The following is a 17,085-nucleotide window of genomic DNA, read 5'->3' as shown; positions in this document are numbered from 1 at the left end:
CCCCAGTGACGATGGTCCGGCCCCGTGGGGCCGGACCATCGTTGGTCCGCTCAGCGGGAGCGGGTTTCGGCGGCGGCCTTGAGGTCGGCCAGCCAGGCGTCGAGGCCTGGTGCGAGGTAGGTGATGGCGGTGACCGGGTCGGTCTCGATCTGGGCGCCGGTCCAGCTCTCTTCGGTGCGGACGAGGACACCGCCCTTGACCCTGATGAAGTTCCAGACGTGGACGCCCCGATCGATGCGTAGTCCTTCGCCGATCGCAGGTCCGGTCCAGCGGATGCACTGGTTGTGCTTGATCTGCTGGACGGTGGAGGTGATGACCAGGGTGGTGGCGGGAGTCGTGGGCGTGGCGGGGGCCGGAGTGGTCCACCGGAACCGCGAACGCTTCCGCAGCGCTCCCGGGTCCAGCCGCTTCATGCCGGTGACGGCTGTCTGCCATGAGGGCCACCCTGTCACGTCGGTGTGCAGCTTCCAGACGGTGCTCAGCGGCGCCTTGATGAAGGTCTCGGTCCGGTGGTGGAGCTGCGCAGCGGGATCGATGCCCCGGCCCAGGCAGGTCAGCGACTCGGGCCGGGTGACGTGGCCGGCCGTCGCGCTCTGGCCGGCGGTGGCGGCATGAGCCGGTGCGGCGGCGGTGGCGCCGACGAGTCCGGCGGCGGCCAGCGGGATCGCGAGCAGGGCGGAGCGCAGCCGAGCCTGGTGACGGGGGGATCGTGGGGTGCTGGTCGGGGTCTGCGGGTTCGGTGAGGTGGACGGGTTGGTGGCGCTCACGGCTCTTCTCCTCGTTCCTTGGCTGGACCGGCAGCTGCGACTTATGGCCTATCGCTTTAGTTAGAAGCTATAACGCGGCCGTTCGAGAGGCAATAGAAAAGGTGATGCGCTCTAACTAGACTTCGACGGTGTCACGCTGATCGGGAGGGAGCGGCTGATGACGGACCCAGGTGGGCAGAGCCCACGGGAGCGTTACCGGGCTCAGGTGCGCATGGAGATCAAGCAACACGCGTGGGAGCAGATCGCCGCGGAGGGAGTGTCCGCGCTGTCGCTCAACGCGATCGCCAAACGGATGGGCATGAGCGGCCCCGCCCTCTACCGGTACTTCGCCGGCCGCGACGAGTTGATCACCGCGCTCATCCGCGACGCCTACCGAAGTCTCGCCGACACCGTCCGGGCGGCGTTCGACTCCGGTGCCGACCTGGCCGGGCTGGCTCGCGTCATCCGGGAATGGGCGCGCAGCGACCCGCACCGGTACTTCCTCATCTACGGCACGCCCGTTCCCGGCTACCACGCGCCCGACGACACCACGGCGATCTCGTTCGAGGTCATGGCGGTCCTGCTCGAGGCCTGCGGTGCGCCACCGATGGACGAACCGGCGACCCCGTTCGACGCCCACCTCGAGAACCACCGCGAGTGGACCGGCCGCCACCCGGCAGCGGCCGCGACCGTACATCGCGCCCTGTCCTTCTGGACCCGCCTGCACGGCGTGCTGTCGCTCGAACTCGCCGGCCACTTCGCGGGGATGAAGTTCGACCCCGGCCTGCTGATCGCCGACGAACTGAACGCGCTACCAGCGCGGTGACGCATGCCTCCGGGGAACGAACCGGGGGCGGGGAGGCCGTTGACCGGTGTTCCCCGCCCGCTCGGTCAGCTCCAGGTCATGTTGATCTCGCGTTCGAAATTGATGTATCCGGCGCGCTGGAAGGCGTTCGCCATGGGGATGTTGCCGAGGTCCGTGGCCGCCCGGATGCGGGGAACGCGCTGTTCGGCGAGGATGCGGGTGCCCTCGGCGAGGATGTCGTCGATGTGGCGGTTGCCGCGGTGCTCGGGGAGCACGGCGAGATAGGCGATGATCGGGTTGTAACCGTTGTGCGCCGGGATCACGAAGCCCACTGGGTCCCCCTCGGGTAGGGTCGCGATCCGCCACCAGTCTCTCGGGCTGGTGTAGCGCGCGAGTTCGCTCTCGTAGTGTCCGACCGCCGCTTCGCGGGCCGGCATTCGGCTCAGGTCGGCGCGGCCATGAGCGTCCAGCGTTCCGTCCAGCGCCAAGGTCATCAGGGTCTGCAGTTCCTCGGCGTCCTGGACCGGCCGGAACCCGAGACGGCCACTCGGCTCGGGAATCGGGGTTCCCGGGCGCCATTCCAGGCGGAGCCGCTCGACGAACGGCCGAGCACCGGTGCGCTCGAGAATCGTCATGCGGTCGTGGACGACCTGTCGGGTCACCGGGTCTTCACGCCAGTCCGGCGAGGTGAAGCGGCTGTACTCGGGTCGCGGCGATCCGCTCGGGAGGGTGGCGGCCATCGCGGTGCGCAGGAGCCGCACGCCGATGTCCACCCGGCCGGGATCGGGGATGCCGTCGTCGATGTCGAGGACGTCCAAGAGGAGCGGTGTGTCACCTCCGGCCCGGGTCCACCAGGCTGCCCTGGCCAGCAGCCGGTCATCTCGCAGGGCGACCCACATCCATTCCAGCCGTCGGTGGCCTTTGGCGAGGTCGTCCGCCAGTTCCTCGTTCAGGACGTAGGGCAGTCGGCAGAAGAGGTCGAGTTCTTCGCGTCCGGTGATCGGACGCATGGTCAGGTTGTTCAATTCCACAGTCGAGGCACACTCCGGTGAGGGCGCCCGTCCGCTCCGGGGTCAGACGCGGTCCACGCCCCGGGAGGAGACAAGCGCGGTGATCATGGGGATCATGGGCTTATCCCTCCTCTCACTGCCATTGGCCCCTCAGCCCTGGTGAGAGGTCCAGCCGTAACGTCTACCCAATCAGGGTCCTGCCGGCAAATCCCTTTCCACGGCCGGATCGTGCGGCCCGCCGAGTTCACCGCCGGCTCTCGACCTGAGACGGCCGGTGAGGGTCGGTGCGTACGTGCGAACGCACCCCCTGCAGGCCGAACAGGATGAGGAGCTCGACCAGGCCGCCGTCGGCGCTGCCCAGCCAGTGCGGCAACGACGTGTCGAACTCGGCCGCCTCACCGGGCGGCAATGTCAGGTCGCGCTCGCCGAGCACGAGCCGCAGGCGGCCGTTGAGCACGTAGAGCCATTCGAAGCCCTCGTGAGTCTGCGGGGTCGGTTCGAGCGGTTTCGGCCGGGCCGGGATGATCATCTTGAACGCGTGCACCCCGCCCGGTCGCCGGGACAGGGGCACGAAGGTCATCCCGAACCGCCTGATCGGCTTCAGATGTATCCGGGGGTCGCCGGTGCGCGGGGCACCGACGAGGTCGTCCAGCGGAACGTCGTAGGTACGAGCCAGCGGCAGCAGCAATTCCAGGGTCGCCCGGCGCTGTCCGCTCTCCAGCCGGGACAGGGTGCTCTCCGACACGCCGGTCGTCGCCGCGAGGTCGGCGAGGGTGATGCCGCGGTCACGACGCAGCGCGCGAAGCCGCGGCCCCACCGCGTCGAGCACGTCGTCGTCCGTCTTGCGATCCACACGGCCATCTTGCCAGAACAGCAAGATTCCGTGCCGGTCCTGGCATGCCTGGCAAGACTGAGCGCATACCGACAGAGGAGTCTTGATGAGCACCACCGATGCGGTCACCTTCTGGGACGGCGTCCACGCGGCCCGACCGGCGGCCCGCAGCCGAATGCCCGCCTCACCGAGACGATCACGGGCCTGCCGCCCGGCGACGCGCTGGACCTCGGATGCGGCGACGGCGGCGACGCGTTGTGGCTCGCCGACCAGGGGTGGCACGTCACCGCCGCCGACATCTCGGCCGTGGCGGTCGAGCGGCTCGTCGCCCTCGCCCGCTCACACGGACTGGCCGACCGCGTCATCACCGTACGGCACGACCTGCACGAGTCTTTTCCACCGGGCGGATTCGACCTGATCTGCGCCCACTACCTGCAGACCCCCTTCGACCTGGACAGAACAACCGTCCTGCGTTCCGCCGCGCACGCACTGCGCCCGGACGGGCGGCTGCTGGTCGTCGACCACGGCTCGGCCGCGCCGTGGTCGTGGAATCAGGATCCCGACGCCCGGTACCCGAGCCCGCACGAGATCGCCGCCGATATCGATCTGGACCCGGCGACATGGACCGTCGAGCGGGCCGACGCGCCCCGCCGGATCGCGACCGGACCGGGCGGACGCACCGCCGAGGTCACCGACCATGTCCTACTCATCCGCCGCACCGCCTGACACGGCGGCCGGCGCCGCTCCCGACGAAGGACGGAGACCACTGTGCCCAGCACCACGCGCCGCGACCGCCGCGGCGACACCCCGCCACCCCGGACCGGAAGCAGCGAGAGCGAGACCCTGCGCGGATTCCTCGACTACCTCCGGACCTCGATCGCCGCGAAGGTCGACGGTGCCCCCGAACCGCAGGCGCGAACAGTCGCAGTGCCGTCGGGCACGAACCTGCTCGGCCTGCTCAACCATCTGACCTTCGTCGAACGCTCGATGTTCCTCGGGGACGACGTCACCGACTGGCAGGCGACGTTCCAGGCTGCGCCGGCGGACAGCGTGGCCGACGTCGTGGCCCGCTACCGAGAGACGGTCGAGCGCGCGAACGAAGTGCTCGACGGGTGCGCCGATCTCGGTGCACCGGTCCCTCGACCGCGGCCGGGACGCCCCGCTCCCAGTGTCCGCTGGGCGCTCACTCACATGATCGAGGAGACCGGCCGTCACGCCGGCCACGCGGACATCCTCCGCGAACTGATCGACGGCGCGACCGGGCGCTGACTTTCGCTCGCGGGACTGCCGGCGGCACGGTGGGACCTGCAGGCGACGGTGGCGTCATCGATGGGGCGTGCGGACGAGCGAGTCGTCCCATGCGCGGAGCAGGTGGTGAAGCGCGGCGGCCGACTCGGCGATCGCGGCCACCGAGCAGGTCTCGTCGGTGACGTGGGCCTGCTCGGGGTCACCGGGCCCGTACACGATCACCGCGGGGGCGCCGAGCTTGCCGGTGAGCACCGAGGCGTCGGTGAAATAGGTCGCGTACTCGGGCGGCCGTGTCGAGGAGCCGGGCACGAGAAGCTCCATGACGCCGGTCACGTCCGCCGGATCGGTGGCGACCCCCGGCAGGTCGACCAGCCGCTCGATGTCGACGTCCTCGCCGGAAAGACGGGTGATCTCGGCGACCGCGTCGTCGGAGCCGAAGCCGGGGATCGTACGGACGTCCAGCCGCATCTCGGCGCGGTCGGGCACGAGGTTGGGCTGCGTACCCGCGTGGAAGGTGCCGACGTTCACCGTCGCGGGTCCGTACGCCGGGCTCACCGGCCAGCCCCGATACGCGTGGATCCGCGACGCCGCACCGGCGAGCGCGGCGAGCGCGTTGCGTCCCAGTTCCGGCCGGGAGCCGTGCGCGGAGATCCCATGGGCGTTCACCTTGAGCCAGAGCGTGCCCTTGTGCCCGAGAACGAGCCGGTTGCCCGTCGGCTCGGCGACCAGGAGCAGGTCGGTGGGGGTCAGTGACGCCGCGTCGATCAGGGCGGCGCCGTCGCAGCCGGTCTCCTCGCCGAAGGTGAACACCAGTTGCACCGCGGTGTCACCGGGACGCTCCCGGGCGGCGCGCACGGCCGCTTCGACCTGGCAGGCGACGCCCGCCTTCATGTCACTGCCACCGCGGCCGAGCAGCCGTCCGTCGCGGACCTCGCCGCTCATCGGGTCGAACGACCAGCCGGACTCCTCGGCGGGCACGGTGTCCAGGTGGCCGGTGAACGTGACCGGGATCCGCGGCGTCTCGGGCCCGAAGCGCGCGATGACGTTGGCCCTGCCCGGCAGCGGTTCGTCGACGCGGACGTCGAAGCCCGCGTCGTCGAGCACGTCCGCGACCAGATCCGCGGCCGGACGCTCACCGCCGCCTCTGGTGTCGATGCGCACCAGCCGTCGCGCGAGCGCCAGCGCTCCGCCGTGCCCGGCCGCGTCGGCTCGTCCGGCTGATCCACCCATCCTCGGCCTCCTGATCAGTGCTGGGCCCGGCGTGCCGCTCCGGCCCTGGTGCTGTCGCGCACCACGAGGGTCGGCACGAGTGCGATGCGGGCGGACGGGCCTCGGTCGGTGTCCGCTGCCCGGCTCGCGGCGGCGAGCAGCCGTACGGCCTCCTCGGCGATGCGGTCACGAGGCTGATCCACCGTGGTCAGCGCCGGCTCGCCGAGCCGCGAGAACTCGATGTTGTCGTACCCGGTCACCTGGACCTGATCGGGGACCGCGATGCCGTACGCGCGGCAGGCGCGCGTGACCCCCAGAGCGATCAGGTCGTCGGCGCACACGATCGCGTCCGGCAGGTTCCCGGCGTCGACGAGGCGCGCCGCGGCCGCCTCGCCCCAGTCGACGCTGTAGTCACCGAGGAAGACCTGGTCGGGGTGGACGCTCATGCCCAGTTCCTCGGCGCGGCGCCGGAACCCGGCGAACCGCTGCTCGGTCGAGGAGTTGGTCAGCAGGGAGCCGATGAAGGCCGCCGAACGCGCCCCACCCTCGTGGAGATGGTCCATGACCATGCGCATCGCGGCGACGTCGTCAACGCCCACCCAGTCGGTGTTGGTGCCGCCGACGAACCGGTCGAGCTGTACCAGCGGCAGCCGGTCCGCCGTCTCCTGGACCGCGGGACCGCTCTCGGTGCCATGGCTCGGGCTGACGATGATGCCGTCGACGTTGCGCGCCGCGAGCGAGGACAGCCGCCGAGCCTCGATCGCCGGGTCGGAGCGGGCATCGGAGAGGAACAGCTCCTTGCCCTCGCGTTCGAGCACGTGCTCGACGCTCTCCACCAGCGAGGTGAAGAACGGATTGGAGATGCTCGGCACGACCATGCCCACGGTGTCGGTCCGGCTGTTGCGCAGTGCCCGCGCGATGGGGTTGACCTGGTAGCCCAGCTCCTCGGCCGCGCGCCGGACCCTGCGCTCCACCGCGGCCGAGACCGGCCCCTTGCCGGAGAGGACGCGGGACACCGTGGCCGTGGAGACGCCGGCGCGCTCGGAGACCTGGGCGATCGTGACGCGCTGCAATCGTTTACCTTCCCGATCCGCCTCGAAACGAGAGCATTGCTGATCAACAGCGACGAAGTTGAGTATAGACCCTTGACGTCCTGCGGATACGCCACCTACGGTTCAACCCAACTTCACTGCAATCGATTACACAAGGAGCGACATGGTGCGGGCCGCCGGAAGCGAGCAGGTACTGGGCGTGTTCCCTCCCAAGCCGAACGCGATCGAGGAGCTGTTCGGCACTCCGAAGGTCGTCATCGGCGTGATCCACCTGCCCCCTCTGCCGGGCAGCCCGCACTACGAGGGCACCTCACTCGATGAGATCTCCGTGTTCGCGATCGAGGAGGCGCGGGCGTACCTGGAGGGCGGCTGCCACGGGCTCATCGTGGAGAACCACTGGGACATCCCGTTCCTCAAGCCGGGAGAACACGGCTACGAGACCGCGGCGGCGATGGCCGTGGTGACCGACCGGGTACGGCACGCGCTGCCGGCGAACGCCGGTGGCCGGCTGGGCGTCAGCATCCTGTCCAACGCCGCCGAGTGCTCGATCGCCTCCGCCTGGAGCGGTGGTGCCGGTTTCGTCCGGGTCAACCAGTGGGCCAACGCCTACGTCGCCAACGAGGGCATCATCGAGGGCCAGTCGGCGCACGCCACCCGCTATCGCAGCCGGATCGGCGCGGGTCCCGTCAAGGTCTTCGCCGACGTGCACGTCAAGCACGGCTCACACTCGATCGTCGCCGACCGCACACTGGCCGAGCAGACCGAGGACGCCGAGTTCTTCGGCGCCGACGTGCTGATCGCCACCGGGTCGCGGACCGGAGACGCGGCCGCGCTGGACGAGGTCGAGGGCATCGCCGCGAACACCACGCTCCCGGTCGTGATCGGCTCCGGCATCACCGCGGGCAACGTCGGCGGGCTGCTGCCCGCCTGCGACGGCGTGATCGTCGCGTCGTCGGTGAAGGAGAACGGCCGCTGGTGGGGGCGCGTCGACACGGCCAAGGTCCGTGAGCTGACCGCCGCGGCGGTCAAGGCGGGCGTGGTCCTTCCGTGATCGTCTTCTGTGGCTACGCCAACACCGACCTGACCGTCCGCGTCCCGGTGCTGCCGGGACCCGGCGCCCGCGTGCAGGCCACCGGCGTCCAGTACGGCGAGGGCGGGATGGCGGCCAACGCCTCGGTGGCGGCGGCCAGGGTGGGGGCCGACGCGCGGTTCGCGGGTGTGGTCGGCACCGACCGGCTGAGCACGGCGTTCCTCAAGGCGCTCGAGGCCGAAGGCATCGGAACGGCCTGGACGTCCCGCACCGCCGCGCTCACCACGGCGGTCATCCTGCTCACGCCGGACGGCGAGCGCTCCGTCATCAGCCAGGACGACGCGGTGGACACAGACCACATCGCCGAGGTGGTCCGGGTCGCGCGTGAGGCGGGCGCGGGTTGGCTCTACCTCGACGGCTACCGCTTCCCCGAGGCGGCCACCGTGCTCTCCGGCCCGCCGGGGCCGCACGTGGTGGTGGATCTCGACGGCTGCGACGGGCCGGAGGCGATGCGCGCCGCCCTGTCGGCCGCCGACCACGCGATCGGCGGCCGCGCGCAGCTCACCGAGTTCCTCGGCGACGACGATGCCCTGGTCAGGGCCGCCGTCGACCACCAGGTATACCTGGTGGTCACCGACGGCCCCCGGGGCTGGACGCTCCTGACGCCCGCAGGCGAACGCCACGACGGCGAGGCGATCAAGGTGACGACCGTCGACGCGACCGGCGCCGGGGACTGCTTCGCCGGCACCTACTGCGCCGAACTGGACCGGGGGGCGTCTCCGCTGCAGGCGGCACTTTTCGCCGCCGTCGCGGCCGGTCTGTCGTGCACCCGGCCCGGTGCCCGCGACGGCCTCCCTCGCCGGGAGACCGTCAGCGACTACCTCAACACCCATCCCGAATCGCGATCCGGCACGAAGGGCGGCCCCATCGCCGCCCACACACCGGGCCCGGCCCCCTCCCAGGGAGAGGAGACAAGATGCGACGCACGGTGACGGCCGTGGTCTCGCTCGGCCTGCTGCTGACGACGGTCGGCTGTGACGCGGCGGCCAGACGCGAGATCGCCGCGGAGAAGAGGGCCACCGAGCAGGGGCCGCCCCCGCCCGCGAAGATCGCCCAGACCTGCAAGACGAACGGTCACACGCCGAAGATCGGCATCGTCCCGATCAACCTCCAGGCGCTGTTCTTCAACCAGATCAACACCGGGGCGCAGCTGGTGGCGCGCAAGGCCGGCGCACAGGTGCAGATCGTCAACGGCAACGACGACTCCACCACCCAGGCCAACGCGATCGACGACCTCGTGGCCAACCACTACGACGCGATCATCGTCGACGCGGTCGACACCGAGGGCATCAAGCCCGCGATCCGGCGCGCCAAGGCGGCCGGAGTGCCGGTCGTCGCCGTGGACGCCACCGTCGACGACCCCGCGGTCGCCACCCAGGTCGGCACGGCCAACGCCCAGGGCGGGAAGCAACTCGGCGAGGCACTGCTCAAGATCACCGGCGGCCGCGGTGACATCGGTGTGGTCGGCGCCCTCAACAGCACGATCCAGAACGAGCGGCAGAAGGGCTTCACCGACGAGGTCACCGCCAAGGGCATGAAGATCAAGAACGTGGTCGACGGGCGCAACATCCAGGAGAACGCCCAGACCGCCGCCGAGAACCTGCTCACCGGCGCCCCGGACCTGAAATACGCCTACGCCACCGGCGAGCCGGCCCTCATCGGACTGGCCGCCGCGGTCGTCAGCCAGCAGCGCACCAAGGACCTCAAGGTCGTCGGCTGGGACCTGTCCTCCCAGGCGGTGGACGGACTGCGGGCCGGCTGGATCCTCGGCGTCGTGCAGCAGAACACGTTCGAGTTCGGCTACGACGCGATGAACGCGGCGATCGACCTGGCCTGCCACCGGACCGTACCCAAGGACATGCCGGTCCCGACGCAGATCGTCACCCCCGCCAACGTCCAGAACTACCTCTACTACCTGGAGAAGTGATGAGCGATACCTCGCTGGTCACCCTGAGAGGGATCACCAAGTCGTTCGGCCCGGTGCAGTCGCTGCGAGGCGTCGACCTCACGCTCGCCCCCGGAGAGGTGCTCGGCCTGGTCGGTGACAACGGCGCCGGGAAGTCCACGCTGATGAAGGTTCTGGCCGGGGCCATCCAGCACGACTCCGGCCAGATCACCGTCAACGGCCGCGACGTCCGCTTCACCAGCCCCGCCGACGCGCGGCGCGAACGGATCGGGATCGTCTACCAGGACCTCGCCCTCTGCGACACCCTCGACGTCGCGAGCAACCTGTTCCTGGGACGTGAACCGCGTAAGGGCCCGTTCATCGACCGCAGGGCGATGCACGCGAAGGCCGCCGAGACCCTGTCGGAGCTGCACGTCCGCGTCAAGTCGACGTATCAGGAGATCGGCCGGCTGTCCGGCGGCCAGCGGCAGGCGGTGGCGATCGCGCGGGCCGTGTCGTTCCAGCCGCGCGTGCTGATCCTGGACGAGCCGACTGCGGCACTGGCGGTCGCCGAGGTCCGCCAGGTCCTCAAGATGATCCGCGACGTCGCGAGCCAGGGCGTCGGGGTCATCCTCATCACCCACCGCCTGCAGGACCTCTTCGAGGTCTGCGACCGGATCACCGTGATGCATGAGGGCCGCAGCGTCGAGGACGAGCCGATCTCCGCGCTGGACATCGAACGTCTCGTCGGCATGATCACCCGTTCGGGCAACGGGTCCGACACCAAGGAGGTGGCCTGACATGAGTGTCGAGGCCGTGCCGGCCCCCACCGTGCGCGCCGAGACGCCCGGCCTGTGGGAACGTGCCAACAAGGCGACCCTGGCCATGGCCGGCGTCACCGTCGTGCTGTTCCTCTGTTTCGGGATCGCCGCGTCCAACTTCCTGACCTTCGGGAACATCTCGAACCTGGCCACTCAGGTGGCGATCACCCTGATCGTCGCGGTGGCCATGACCTTCGTGATCACTACCGGGCAGATCGACCTGTCGGTCGGCTCCATCGTCGCGTTCGTCGCCACCCTCACCGCCGAGATGCTGCGTGCCGGATGGGACTCCTCCCTGGTGATCATCGTGGCGCTGCTGGCCGGGCTCTTCTGGGGCGCCGTCAACGGCTGGTTGTCGGCGTACCAGAAGATCCCCCCGTTCATCGTCACCCTCGCCACCATGTCGGTGATCCGCGGCATCGCGCAGCTGTGGACGAAGGGGTTCTCCGTGCCGATCGACCGGCGGCTGTACGTCGCCAGGATCGGTGCGGCGAAGTTCCTCGGCTTCTCCGCGCTGGCCTGGATCGCGCTGGCCGCGGTCGTGCTCGGAGCGGTGCTGCTGTCCACGATGAGGTTCGGCAACTACGTCAACGGCATCGGCTCTCAGGAGGAGTCGGTCCGCCGCGCCGGCGTGAACACCGACCGAATCAAGATGATCACGCTGATGCTGGCCGGTCTGGCGGCCGGGGTGGCGGGTCTGCTCACCGCGGCCCGGCTGGGCTCCGGCTCGGCCAACTCCGGGCAGGGCTTCGAGCTGACCGTGATCGCCGCAGTCGTCCTCGGCGGCACGAACCTGTTCGGCGGCCGGGGGACGATGGTCGGCACGATCATCGGAGCGGTCATCACCGGTGTGATCGCAAACGGCCTGACCCTGCTCGGCGTGAGCCCGTTCCTGACCCCGATCGTCACCGGTCTGGTGCTGCTCGTCGCGATCTGGATCAACCTGCGGGGCCGTACCTTCGCCGACCTGTTCGCCCACCTGACCCGCAGACCATGACCGGCACCACGGTGACGACGGTGACCGGGCCCGTGCCCAGCGCGGAACTCGGCCTCACCCTCACCCACGAGCATCTGCGCAACGACGTGCGCAAGGCGGTCAGGGAGCCGGACGACCCGCGGCTGGGCTTCCTGCGCGACGCCCGGACCGCACCGGATCTGGCCTGGCTGCTGCGTGAGCAGCCGTACACCTGCCTCGACCACTGCGTACTGGACGACGTCGACGCGATGCTGGCCGACCTGCGCGCGTTCGCCTCCGCAGGCGGAGGCACGATCGTCGACGTCACGCCGGGCGGGCTCGGCCGCGACCCGCTGGCGCTGCGTTCGCTCGCCGAACGCAGCGGCCTGCGGATCGTCATGGGCTCCGGCTGGTACCTGCAGGCGCACCATCCGGCGCACCTGTCATCGGCCGGGGAACGCCGCCTCGCCAGGGAGCTGGTGGCCGAGTTCACCGGCGGGGCCGACGGCACCGGGATCCTCCCGGGCGTCATCGGGGAGATCGGTGTGTCGCCGGACTTCACCGAGGACGAGCACACGGCGTTGCGCGCCGCCGCGCGTGCCCAGCGCGAGACCGGCGTCCCCCTCTACGTCCACCTGCCCGGCTGGCAGCGCCGGGCGCACGAGGTCCTCGACATCGTGCTGGGCGACTACGGGGTGCCGCCCGGCGCCGTGGTGCTCTGCCACATGGACCCCTCGCACGACGACCCCGACTACCAGTACGCGGTCGCCGACCGTGGCGTCTGGCTCGAGTTCGACATGATCGGAATGCCGTTCCGGTACCCGGGAGAGGGACAGTCCCCGGCACCGCACGAGACCGCGCGCGCCATCGCGCGGCTCATCGGACGCGGGCACGGCGAACGCCTGCTGCTCAGCCACGACGTGTTCCTCAAGAGCATGCTCACCGCGTACGGCGGCAACGGCTTCCGGTACGTCCCCACGCTCTTCATCCCCAGGCTGGTCGAACACGGCGTCGCCCCCGAGGCCGCCGAAGACCTTCTGCGCACCAACCCCGCCCGGCTGTTCGACCGTGCGGCGTCCTGACCGAGCGCCGGTCCCGAACGACAGAAAGAAGGAGTACCCACAGTGAGCCGCGTACTGATCGCAGGCGAGAGCTGGATCACCCATTCCATCCACGTCAAGGGGGTCGACTCGTTCACCACCAGTGCGTACGCGGAGGGCGTCGGGCCGCTGCGCCGGGCGCTGGAGAGCCGCGGACATGAGGTCGTGCACCTGCCCGGTCACCTGGTGCCCGCGCAGTTCCCCGATGACGCCGCCGCGCTCGCCGAGTACGACGTGGTCGTGCTCTCCGACATCGGCGCGAACTCCCTGCAGCTCTCTCCCGAGGTGTTCGAGCGGGCACGGCCAGGCGCGGACCGGATCGACGCGCTACGCGGCTGGGTCGGCGACGGCGGCGGCCTGCTGATGGTCGGCGGCTATCTCTCCTTCACCGGTTTCGAGGCCAAGGCCGCCTACCGCAACACCGTGCTGCACGAGGTACTGCCGGTCGAACTGCTTCCCGAGGACGACCGCGTCGAACTGCCGGCGGGCGCACGTCCGCAGGTCACCGGCGCGGGCCACCCCGCGCTCGGCGGAGTCACCGGCGACTGGCCGTCGCTGCTGGGCTACAACCGCGTCCGGCCCCGGCCCGGCGCGGAGATCCTGGCCACGCTCAACGGCGACCCCCTGGTCGCGGTCGGCGACCACCTCTCGGGGCGTGCGGCCGTGTTCACCTCCGACTGCTCGCCGCACTGGGCGCCGACGTCCTTCTGCGAGGAGTGGGACGGCTACGCCGACCTGTTCGGCGGCCTCATCCAGTGGCTCGCCCAGTGAGCGAGCGAGGCGAAGGCACAGCGTCTCCGGTCACCAGCCCCCCCGGTCACTCGCCCGACGGGGTCCCGAGCCGATCCCGGCGGCTGCTCGACTCGTGCGCCGAGACCATGGAACGGGCGCTCGGCATGCGGTTCGTCGAGGAGGTCACCGCCGGCACGATCGGCGACGCGGCCTACGCCGACTACCTGGCGATCGAGGAGGCCTTCGTCGAGACGGCCACCCGCCTGCACGGCCTGGCCGTGTGGGACGCCCCGGACCGTACGGCGATCGAACGCAACGCGCGGGCGGTCCACGCGCTGACGACCGAACAGGCGGACTACTTCCGTGCGGCCCGCGCCGTCTGGCCCGCCCCGGCCGGCCCCGACGCGGCCGGCCGGGCGGCCGTGCTGTCGGAGTTCGCGCTGGCCGCCGCGCGTGAGGGCGGGTACCCCGCGGTGATGACCGTGCTGTTCGCCGCGGAGAGCCTGTACTCCACGTGGTGCACCCGCGCGCACGAGCAGGGCGACGTGCCGTCCGGGCCGATCGGCGAGTGGGTGTCCCTCCACGCCGACACGGAGTTCCGCGCCGGCGTGGACGCGCTCGCGGCACAGGTCGACGCGTTGCCCGCCGACATCCCGGACGAACGTCTCGCCCGCTGGTTCACCGGAATGCTCGAAGCCGAGATCGCCTTCCACGACGCGGTGTTCCTCCACGAACCCGGGTGAGGCCCGACGTGGCCCACGCCCGCGTCAGCCGCCGGGACGGAACCGAGTGCGGTACGCGGCGGGGCTGAGCGCGAAGAAGTGCCGGAATCGGCGGCTGGCGTAGTTGGGGTCGTGCCAGCCTACGAGCCTTCCGATCGCCGCGACGGGCAGGTCGGTCTCGATGAGAAGGGCCGCGGCGCGTTCGGCGCGTAGCCTGCCCAGACAGGTCATGGGCGGGATGCCGAGCTGTGCGGTGAACAGGCGCGCCAGGTAGGCGGGCGACACGTTCACGGCGGAGGCGAGGTCGTCCAGGTTCCAGTCGCGCTGGACGTCGTTCTCCAGCAGTTGCGTCGCGGCCACCACGGCGGGGTGGCCGCGGTCGGTTCGCTCACCGGCGGGGTCGGGGGAAAGGGCTGCCGCCGAGCCGCCCAGCAGGCAGAGCAGTATCCCCGCCCGTACGGCATAGGCCGGTCCGGGATGGGTGGCCGGGTGGGGTCGACCCGCGGTTTCGGCCAGGCCGGTCTCGACGATGCGCAGCGTGGCGGGATCGAGCCGAAGCGGGTGGCCGGAATGGTGGCCGGACCGGCCGGCGGTGTGCAGGAGGCGGCCAAGGTGCGGGTCGGTGCGTACCCAGGCCAGATCGCGCCGGAACACCTCCGGTCCGACGTACACGTTGTAGACGATCAGCTTGTGGCAGTGGCGATAGCCGTGCCAGTCGCCCGGGCGAAGCATCGTCACCGAGCCGCGGTCCAGGTCCCGTTCGCCCGCGGCCGTGACGTGCGTGGCGGTGCCGCCGATGACCACGGCCAGCTCGATGAAGTCATGGCTGTGGGCGGAGGTGTCGCTCCGCAGCTCGAACCGCTCGGCGACGATGGGCGGCCCGTCCGGCGGGAAGACCTCCGCCAATCGCACGCGATGCATCGAGCCTCTCTTCGACGGGTGCTCGTCAAGATTGTGCTACAGCTTGCGGGTTCTCGTGCTGGCCGAGGGACCTGGAGATGGCGACAGTTGTCGAAACGGCAATTCCCAGAAGGCGAGGAAGACGCGCATGACTGTCGCTGCAGAAAGCCCACGTACCACGCCGGAGAGCCTTTCCGAGGAGGTCGTGTCGGCGTACCGCCGTGATGGTTTCGTCCATCTGCCCGGAGTCATCTCCCGCGCGGACGCGGCCAGGTTCGCCGAAGCGGCGCTGGCGGCCCGGAACACCGTCCGGGACCATCACGACGGGATGATCTTCACGCAGCTGCTCCAGCTGTGGCGTCACGACGAGACGCTGCGCGAGCTGACCCTGAACCCGGATCTGGCGGCCATCGCGGGCCGGCTGGCGGGGATCCCGCTGCGGTTGTGGCACGACCAGCTGCTGATCAAGGAGCCGCACAATGGGGCCGCGACCGAGTTCCACCAGGACCAGCCGTACTGGCCGCACGCCGGCTCACGGCACGCGCTCTCGGCCTGGATAGCGCTGGTGGACGTGCCGGTCGACCGCGGCTGCATGACATTCATCCCGGGCTCCCAGCACCTGGACGGCCTGCGGTCGCAGGATCTGTCCGACCACGCCGACATGTTCACCGTGGCGCCCGAGTTGCAGTGGGAGCAACGTGTCACCGTTCCCCTGCGCGCGGGCGACTGCACGTTTCACAACTCCCGCCTCGCGCACAGCGCCACGCCCAACCTCACCGACGACCCTCGTATCGCCCACGTCGTCATCTATGTGGACGCGGACCTGACCTTGGAGGCCGAACCCGCCCACCCTGTCACCGACCCGCTCGGCCTGACCGCAGGCAGGCCCCTGCCCGACGAGCATTTCCCGCCTTTCCAGTAGTACGCGGATTCCGCTTCGCGCTCTGACCGAGTCGAAGGTCAGGCAGGGACCATCCCCGCGCACGCGGGGATGGTCGCTCCTTGAACAGCCTCAACGGTGAGCTACGCCGCCCTGAGCTGCGGGTCCTGCCCGCGCCCGCTGCTGAGGAGGGCGACGGCGGCCAGGACCGCGGTGCCGCCGAGGAGTTGTCCGGGTCCGAGGCGTTCTCCGTAGATCAGGGCGGTGGAGGCGGCGGTGACGATGGGTTCGGCGCCGGACAGGATCGCGACGGTGGAGGCGCCGACGGCGCGGAGTCCGGCGAAGGTGCAGACGAACGGGATGACGGTGGAGACGACCGCGAGGAGCATCACCCACAGCCAGCCCTCAGGGCGGTCGGGCAGGTCGGCTGACCCGGTGACGGCGCACCAGATAGTGAGGCTGAGGGCGGCGCCGGTGCAGACGATCGCGGAGGTGAGGAACAGGTCGAGGTCGTGGGGGAGCCCGTCGGCGACGGTGAGGTAGAGGGCGTAGAGCCCTGCCGAGCCGAGCGCGAGAGTGATCCCACCGGCCAGGTCGGTGCCGCCGAGGTGACCGGAGCCGAGCAGCAGCGCCAGGCCGGCCGCGGAGCAGATGAGCGCGGCGGCGCGCTTGGCGTCGAGGTGCTCGCGGCGCCGGGCCACCGCGACCAACGTCACCAGCGCCGGGTAGGTGTACAGCAGCAGCGCGGCCAGTCCGCCGTCGATCCTGGTCAGTGACGTGAAGTACAGCGCCGACTGGGCGGCGTACCCGACCAGGCCCAGTCCCGCGCAGGCCAGCAGCGCCCGGCGGGTCGGGAACGCGGGACGGCGCCGGGCGACGATCGCCCAGCACACGACGGCGGCGATCGCGAAGCGGATCGCGAGCATGGACTCCACGCCGGTGCCGGCGCGGTCGGCCTCCTTGGCGAACACCACCGACAGCCCGAACCCGGTGGCGGCGGCCAGGCACAGCGCGGGCCCGCGGACGGAACGCGACCGCACGGGCCGCTCGGAGACAAGGGTCACGGCCACGACCGTAGATTCCACCGGCCTACCGGGG

At 70.6% G+C, this 17,085-nt stretch carries 19 protein-coding genes; 12 read left to right on the top strand and 7 right to left on the bottom strand.

Annotated features, from left to right (window positions below):
- Positions 1-50: 50 nt before the first annotated feature.
- The gene (locus ABD978_RS25240) at positions 51-767 is read right to left on the bottom strand and encodes an SRPBCC family protein (protein WP_345359360.1); all 717 of its coding nucleotides are present in this window, start codon (positions 765-767) and stop codon (positions 51-53) included.
- A 157-nt stretch (positions 768-924) separates the two neighbouring features.
- Here ABD978_RS25240 and ABD978_RS25235 point away from each other — a divergent pair, with 157 nt between their 5' ends.
- A complete protein-coding gene (locus tag ABD978_RS25235; protein ID WP_345359357.1) occupies positions 925-1,572 on the top strand; it encodes a TetR/AcrR family transcriptional regulator in 648 nt (215 codons plus the stop codon).
- Between the two features lie 65 nt (positions 1,573-1,637).
- Here ABD978_RS25235 and ABD978_RS25230 read toward each other — a convergent pair whose 3' ends face one another.
- Entirely contained in the window at positions 1,638-2,582 is a 945-nt protein-coding gene (locus ABD978_RS25230; protein ID WP_345359354.1) for a GNAT family protein, read from the bottom strand.
- A 223-nt stretch (positions 2,583-2,805) separates the two neighbouring features.
- Positions 2,806-3,414 carry a helix-turn-helix domain-containing protein gene (locus ABD978_RS25225; protein WP_345359351.1) on the bottom strand — a complete coding sequence of 203 codons (609 nt, stop codon included), beginning with the start codon at positions 3,412-3,414 and terminating at the stop codon, positions 2,806-2,808.
- Positions 3,415-3,444: 30 nt separating this feature from the next.
- Here ABD978_RS25225 and ABD978_RS25220 point away from each other — a divergent pair, with 30 nt between their 5' ends.
- Both ABD978_RS25220 and ABD978_RS25215 read left to right on the top strand, forming a co-directional pair.
- The gene (locus ABD978_RS25220) at positions 3,445-4,119 is read left to right on the top strand and encodes an SAM-dependent methyltransferase (protein WP_425550757.1); all 675 of its coding nucleotides are present in this window, start codon (positions 3,445-3,447) and stop codon (positions 4,117-4,119) included.
- Positions 4,120-4,161: 42 nt separating this feature from the next.
- Positions 4,162-4,662 carry a DinB family protein gene (locus tag ABD978_RS25215; protein ID WP_345359348.1) on the top strand — a complete coding sequence of 167 codons (501 nt, stop codon included), beginning with the start codon at positions 4,162-4,164 and terminating at the stop codon, positions 4,660-4,662.
- 54 nt (positions 4,663-4,716) lie between these two features.
- Here ABD978_RS25215 and ABD978_RS25210 read toward each other — a convergent pair whose 3' ends face one another.
- Both ABD978_RS25210 and ABD978_RS25205 read right to left on the bottom strand, forming a co-directional pair.
- Positions 4,717-5,871 carry a M20 family metallopeptidase gene (locus ABD978_RS25210; protein ID WP_345359345.1) on the bottom strand — a complete coding sequence of 385 codons (1,155 nt, stop codon included), beginning with the start codon at positions 5,869-5,871 and terminating at the stop codon, positions 4,717-4,719.
- A 14-nt stretch (positions 5,872-5,885) separates the two neighbouring features.
- Positions 5,886-6,923 (bottom strand): LacI family DNA-binding transcriptional regulator, encoded by a 1,038-nt coding sequence (locus tag ABD978_RS25205; RefSeq protein WP_345359342.1) that lies wholly within the window; start codon positions 6,921-6,923, stop codon positions 5,886-5,888.
- 142 nt (positions 6,924-7,065) lie between these two features.
- On the opposite strand from ABD978_RS25205, the gene ABD978_RS25200 reads away from it, so the two are divergent.
- From ABD978_RS25200 to ABD978_RS25165, 8 genes are all read left to right on the top strand, one after another.
- Positions 7,066-7,953, top strand: a complete 888-nt coding sequence (locus ABD978_RS25200) for a BtpA/SgcQ family protein (RefSeq protein ID WP_345359339.1) — start codon at positions 7,066-7,068, stop codon at positions 7,951-7,953.
- Positions 7,950-8,924, top strand: coding sequence for a carbohydrate kinase family protein (locus ABD978_RS25195; RefSeq protein WP_345359336.1), 975 nt, complete (start codon positions 7,950-7,952; stop codon positions 8,922-8,924). Before ABD978_RS25200 ends, ABD978_RS25195 begins: the two co-directional genes overlap by 4 nt.
- Positions 8,909-9,919: a substrate-binding domain-containing protein gene (locus ABD978_RS25190; RefSeq protein WP_345359333.1), complete on the top strand. Its 1,011-nt coding sequence runs from the start codon at positions 8,909-8,911 to the stop codon at positions 9,917-9,919. Before ABD978_RS25195 ends, ABD978_RS25190 begins: the two co-directional genes overlap by 16 nt.
- Positions 9,919-10,677 carry an ATP-binding cassette domain-containing protein gene (locus ABD978_RS25185; RefSeq protein ID WP_345359330.1) on the top strand — a complete coding sequence of 253 codons (759 nt, stop codon included), beginning with the start codon at positions 9,919-9,921 and terminating at the stop codon, positions 10,675-10,677. Before ABD978_RS25190 ends, ABD978_RS25185 begins: the two co-directional genes overlap by 1 nt.
- A 1-nt stretch (position 10,678) precedes the next feature.
- Positions 10,679-11,695, top strand: a complete 1,017-nt coding sequence (locus ABD978_RS25180; protein WP_345359327.1) for an ABC transporter permease — start codon at positions 10,679-10,681, stop codon at positions 11,693-11,695.
- Positions 11,692-12,735 carry a phosphotriesterase family protein gene (locus tag ABD978_RS25175; RefSeq protein ID WP_345359324.1) on the top strand — a complete coding sequence of 348 codons (1,044 nt, stop codon included), beginning with the start codon at positions 11,692-11,694 and terminating at the stop codon, positions 12,733-12,735. The genes ABD978_RS25180 and ABD978_RS25175 overlap by 4 nt, the downstream gene beginning before the upstream one ends.
- A 42-nt stretch (positions 12,736-12,777) precedes the next feature.
- Positions 12,778-13,524 carry a glutamine amidotransferase gene (locus ABD978_RS25170; protein ID WP_345359321.1) on the top strand — a complete coding sequence of 249 codons (747 nt, stop codon included), beginning with the start codon at positions 12,778-12,780 and terminating at the stop codon, positions 13,522-13,524.
- A gap of 107 nt (positions 13,525-13,631) precedes the next feature.
- Entirely contained in the window at positions 13,632-14,228 is a 597-nt protein-coding gene (locus tag ABD978_RS25165) for a TenA family protein (protein WP_345359318.1), read from the top strand.
- 24 nt (positions 14,229-14,252) lie between these two features.
- Here ABD978_RS25165 and ABD978_RS25160 read toward each other — a convergent pair whose 3' ends face one another.
- Positions 14,253-15,128, bottom strand: coding sequence for a helix-turn-helix domain-containing protein (locus tag ABD978_RS25160; protein WP_345359315.1), 876 nt, complete (start codon positions 15,126-15,128; stop codon positions 14,253-14,255).
- Positions 15,129-15,255: 127 nt separating this feature from the next.
- On the opposite strand from ABD978_RS25160, the gene ABD978_RS25155 reads away from it, so the two are divergent.
- The gene (locus ABD978_RS25155) at positions 15,256-16,029 is read left to right on the top strand and encodes a phytanoyl-CoA dioxygenase family protein (protein ID WP_345359312.1); all 774 of its coding nucleotides are present in this window, start codon (positions 15,256-15,258) and stop codon (positions 16,027-16,029) included.
- A gap of 101 nt (positions 16,030-16,130) precedes the next feature.
- On the opposite strand, the gene ABD978_RS25150 is transcribed toward ABD978_RS25155, so the two are convergent.
- Positions 16,131-17,051 carry a DMT family transporter gene (locus tag ABD978_RS25150; RefSeq protein ID WP_345359310.1) on the bottom strand — a complete coding sequence of 307 codons (921 nt, stop codon included), beginning with the start codon at positions 17,049-17,051 and terminating at the stop codon, positions 16,131-16,133.
- Between the last annotated feature and the right edge of the window lie 34 nt (positions 17,052-17,085).

The organism is Actinoallomurus liliacearum (assembly GCF_039542035.1).
GTDB lineage: Bacteria > Actinomycetota > Actinomycetes > Streptosporangiales > Streptosporangiaceae > Actinoallomurus > Actinoallomurus liliacearum.
The sequence above is the reverse complement of the archived record's forward strand: the minus strand, read 5'-3'. Positions and strand labels throughout refer to the sequence as shown.